We start from the raw sequence: 3,576 nt of genomic DNA, 5'->3' as shown, positions 1-3,576 counted from the left end.
CGAGGATCTGGTCCCGGGCCTTCCGGAAACAGCAAGCTACAGCTATCACCGCCGCAATTAGGTCGAACAACCCTCAAAACCTGCCAGTAATTGCCGTCGGCGACTTCAACTCACACAAGTGGACAAATCCCTCCAATGCTCCGTACGACGTCATGGTTGGTGCAGGACTGATTGATCCCCTCGGCAATACGTACAAAGCGGACCTCCCTAGCGGTCAAGCCACCGTCGAGAAGCGTATTAGGACGAACTTCGATAGCTACAATGGGTTCCTAAGCAAAGCTAATGCTCGGAACGACTTCGGAAATGGGACATATATCGACTACATCTTCACGTCCAAGATGCGCGTTTCCGAGTGGGAAACTGTGGCCAACGTTGACTCGAACCGAAACTTCATAGGAGTCATTCCATCGGATCACAACATGATTCGAGCCACGGTCGGTCTACCCTAGCTTCTCGGATCGGGCAAGCCAAACAATGCAGCCCCTAAGCCGACACAACTCGCAGATGAAGATCTGGGAAGCCCGTCGACTTAGGGGCTGCTCACTTCATTTCTGATCGGGAAGTTCGACTTCCGCCCTGATCATGTTGTGGTCCGACGGGATGATGCCAATGAAGTCACCCTCACTATCGACCTTCACAACGGTTTCCCACACAGATACCCGCATCGGTGACGTAAAGATGTAGTCTATGTACCTGCCGTTTCCGAAGGCCCCGTACGCCCCCGCTGAGCGCGAAAAACCGCTAACGCTGTCGTAATATGTACCTATACGCCGCTCCACATAAGCATTCGCGTCGGGTAGAGGAGATTTTTCAGTCCCACCCAGCGGATCCGTGTAACCGGCTCCGGACATTACTTCGTAGGGTGCGTTCGAAGGTTCCGTCCACCGGTGGGAATTGAAGTCGCCGACGAGGATCGCCGGCAGATCGCCCTGGTTTTCGCGTTGGACTATGTCGACGATCATGGACGCTTGCTCCCTCCTAAGATCGAAATAGGCGCTGCCCGATCTCGGCTCCAGATGGGTGTTCCCGAAAAAGAATTCGCGGCCAGAAGCGATCTGCCGGAAGATTCCCCAAACAAAGTATCGTTCGTTGTCAGTTGGGCCGATGAAGGGCAGCCTTTCTGCTCCTCCTCGAAGGTATTCGATGGTCTCCGTGTTATAGATGATTCGCGTGCCCTTCGATGCCCCTCGCTCCTCATAATCACAACCAGCCGGTGTTGTCGGATTGCGGCAGTTGTTCCGGATGTCATTGGTCAAGGCATACTCAGGCCCTACGTCATTCACCCGCATGACGAGATCTTCAAACTGTGCGAGGCTTCCCGATCTGTCCTCGCCACGGAGCCAACCTTGGGATGCCTCCTGCAAGCCGAGGACGTCGGGGGCGCGGGAGGTGATCGTTTCTACGACAGCTTCCCGTCGGTCGCGCCAAGGAAGCTCTTCAGGAAGTCCAGAGTAGCAATTTGCACATTTGACGTTGAAACTCGCGACGGACAGCGGGTACCGCACGTGGGGGGTATCTAGATCCTCGGTACGCACCGCCAACGCCTTTGAGTAGTCGGAAAGATCGTCACCGTCCTCTGAGATCACCCGCACTCTGACGAAGTACTCCTGGTTCGGCTCGAGCCCGCGCAGTTCGACCCCAGCAGAAGTGACCTCGAGGTATCCAGGCCCTCCCATGTCCGAATACTTCGACAGCTGAACGCGATACTTCTTGGCATCCGTCACAGGCTTCCAGGTAAGACCTGCAGCATTCTCGGAACGATCCGTTACGAGTAGTTTGTCGGGTGTGTGGTACGAATCGGCGCCGTTCGCGTCGTCATCGAAATCGTTGAGCGATTGATTGAGGACCCACACAGCCAAACCGCTAACGCTCGCAAGGACAATGAGGATCACCACGAGGCGATGGCGCCGGGCCACAACGGCAGGCGATGATTTCGGCACTAAATCGCACCTTCCTCCACTCCCCCGACTCATTCGGGGCCCAGATCTTCAATCACTCAGCGGAGTGATCGCAGCACTTACAGGCCTGATCTAACGCAAACCGCGTAACGCGGATACGAAGCCGTCAATCTGGACCCTATGCCCTAACCCTAGTCGTTGACACGAGTCCGATCCTTCACGTCGTCAGGGCAGTCCCACTTTGGCGACGATCAAATTATGATCTGATGGGAAGACTCCGCTGTAGTTACCTGCTGAATCCAGAGCAGCTACCGTCTCCCACTCAGCGACTCTCATCTTCGAGGTCAGTATGTAGTCGATGTATGTGCCATTGGCAGCCGGATTAGGGTTGCCGCGAGGGATCCTTTCCAGACCGTTCCAGCTGTTCAGGTTGGCGTTGATCCTGTGCTCCGCTGTCGCACTCATGCTCGGAAATTCCTGCCCGTAGTCGTTTCCGAGAGGATCGACCAAGCCTGCGTCGATCAAGACGTCGTAGGGTGCGTTCGACGGCTCCAGCCACTTACTCGAGTTGAGGTCACCCGTCATCAGCACGGGTAACCCTTCAGGGTTCTCCTCGCTGATCACACGGACGATTGCTTCCGCCTGCAGTCGGCGCAGCTCATAAAAGCCGGCCTCCTTGCTCGTTGAGAGGTGGGTGTCGCCAAAGAAAAACAACTTACCGGTGGACTTCTGCTTAGCGACGGCCCAAGCAATGTACCGCTGATTCTCAGGCACCGCACTCATTGGAAGCGCTCTGGATCCGGACTTGATGATCTCGACCGTGTTCGGGTTGTAGAAGATCTTGGTTCCCTGGGAAGCTCCCTGGTCGGCATACGTGCAATTGGTCGGGGTCGCCGGATTGACACAGTTGTTCCGGCTGCTGTTGCTGAGGGCGTAGGAAGCTCCGCTAGCGTTCAGTCGCTGCACGAGATCCTCAAACTGAGACAGGCCGCCCTTATACGCTGCGTCGTCCAACCACCCCTGCGAAGCCTCCTGAACTCCCAGGATGTCCGGCATCCTGGACTTGATCGTTGTGACTACAGCATCGCGCCTGTCTGCCCATACAAGAGCGTCCGGATTGTCATCATCCTCGGCAACGCAGTTGGCGCACATGACGTTGTAACTGCCTACCGTCAATGGATTGCTCAACACTGGTTGGGCTGGAGGCACTGCTTTGGTGGTCACCGTCTGTACGGGTGTGTAGTCACTAAGAGCAACTCCCGCATCATCAATAACGCGTAGTTGAAAGTAGTACTTGGTTGACGCGTTGAGCCCACGGACCTCCGCCGTATTGACCTGTGCATAACGGCGCCACTCGGCGTCAGACATGTCCGGCTTCGTTGCTACTGCCAAACGATACTGCGGTGCATTCGGCACTGGATTCCAGGTCAGGTCGACGGTGCGGTGGGTTGAACTTGCGGTCAACCCTGTAGGTGTGGGGAACGGATCCTCGGGTGTCCTAACCCGAACTGCAGAGGAATAACCTGTCAGGCTCTCCCCCTCAGAGCCAATCACTCGAACGCGCACGAAATAGTCGGTATTGGGCAGAAGTCCAGTGACTACGCCCGCACTGGTGGTATATCTGCGGTAGATTGAATCGCTCATATCAGACTTGCTGTACACATGCACCCTATAACCA

At 55.9% G+C, this 3,576-nt stretch carries 3 protein-coding genes; 1 reads left to right on the top strand and 2 read right to left on the bottom strand.

Annotated features, from left to right (window positions below):
• Window positions 1–449 (top strand): endonuclease/exonuclease/phosphatase family protein (locus CVO76_RS16045; protein ID WP_208740100.1); only part of this gene is annotated, 449 nt, incomplete at its 5' end.
• A gap of 96 nt (window positions 450–545) precedes the next feature.
• Here CVO76_RS16045 and CVO76_RS16040 read toward each other — a convergent pair.
• Both CVO76_RS16040 and CVO76_RS16035 read right to left on the bottom strand, forming a co-directional pair.
• Window positions 546–1,892 carry an endonuclease/exonuclease/phosphatase family protein gene (locus tag CVO76_RS16040; protein ID WP_208740099.1) on the bottom strand — a complete coding sequence of 449 codons (1,347 nt, stop codon included), beginning with the start codon at window positions 1,890–1,892 and terminating at the stop codon, window positions 546–548.
• A 231-nt stretch (window positions 1,893–2,123) separates the two neighbouring features.
• Window positions 2,124–3,576 (bottom strand): endonuclease/exonuclease/phosphatase family protein (locus CVO76_RS16035; RefSeq protein ID WP_208740098.1); only part of this gene is annotated, 1,453 nt, incomplete at its 5' end.

Origin of the sequence: Arthrobacter agilis, assembly GCF_002953615.1 — a bacterium.
Taxonomy (GTDB): Bacteria; Actinomycetota; Actinomycetes; order Actinomycetales; family Micrococcaceae; genus Arthrobacter_D; species Arthrobacter_D agilis_B.
This window is presented reverse-complemented; position numbering and strand designations above follow the sequence as displayed.